At 55.4% G+C, this 1,116-nt stretch carries 1 protein-coding gene; it reads left to right on the top strand.

Going from position 1 to position 1,116, the window contains the following annotated elements; genetic code table 11:
- Positions 1 to 238: 238 nt before the first annotated feature.
- On the top strand, positions 239 to 1,116 hold an 878-nt coding region (locus V6D20_10560), incomplete at its 3' end, for a DnaB-like helicase C-terminal domain-containing protein (protein HEY9816223.1).

The raw sequence follows: 1,116 nt of genomic DNA, 5'->3' as shown, positions 1-1,116 counted from the left end.
TATTGAGTGCCGCCACCGCAACAAAAACAAAGACCTAGGCCCGTGGGTTTTTGATTCAGCTTTCGTTAATCCAGCAGAAGCAGAATGGTATTACGAAGAATTTAAGGAAACGGGTTACATGCGGCTTTTAAAGCCCAACAGCCGAGATCAAGGGTGACGAAGGAATCCCTTGCATCGCTGTGTTCAAATACAATTTAGCCAAATGACAGACCAATCCAAAGAACTCCCAAACGCGCCAATGGCTGAAAAGACGATCCTGAGCGCGATGATTCAGGAACCAGACCGCTTTGTCCGCATGGCGCTAGGCGACGGCCTAGAGTCAGCCATGTTCCACCGCCACTCGCTCGTTTTCGATCAGTGGGTCGAATACGTCAAATCCAGCGACGTGGTAGAGTTTGCCCACTTCGTCCAGCAGATGAACATCGACGGCCACCTAGACCGAATGGGGGGAGCGTCGGCACTGGCTGACATCTACACCTACGCCCCGTCACCTGGAGCCACGTGGACGCAATCAATAGCACAGCTTAGAGAGGTCTATGCCCGCCGCCTTGCCGTCATGTCATCCTACAAGCTGGGAGAGGCAGAGGACAGCGACGAGGCCATTCAGAGCGCCACAGACGCCCTTGAGAAGATCAAGGCCGCGGTGACAGGCCCTAAGCGGTCCAAGAGCGGCGCAGAGGCCGTCAAGAGCTTCGTGCAGCGTCAAGAGGAATGGATGAAGTCAGGAGAGATGCCGGGGCTATCTACCGGGATCGAGTGCATCGACCTGATCAGCGGGGGCATGAGGGATGGTGAGTTCTGGGTAGTCGGAGGCAAGCCAAGCCAGGGCAAGTCCGTTGTCATGCTCCAGATTGCCGGAAACGTCCTAGAGCTTCAAAAGCCCGTTGCGATCTTCACGCTCGAAATGATGGCCAACCAATGCGTCGGCAGGCTTGTATCCTACCTGAGCAAGATGGATTACACCAAGATCACCCAGCCGCGCAAGATGCTGCAGGGCGACATGCCCAAGATGGAGCGGGCGACAACCCTGCTCAGCACCAGCAGACTTTGGATCGACGATAGCGCCAACCAGACAGCCGACACCATCGCAAATGAGGCAATCAGACTCAGAGATAT

This window comes from Candidatus Obscuribacterales bacterium (genome assembly GCA_036703605.1).
Lineage (GTDB): Bacteria > Cyanobacteriota > Cyanobacteriia > RECH01 > RECH01 > RECH01.
The sequence above is the reverse complement of the archived record's forward strand: the minus strand, read 5'-3'. Positions and strand labels throughout refer to the sequence as shown.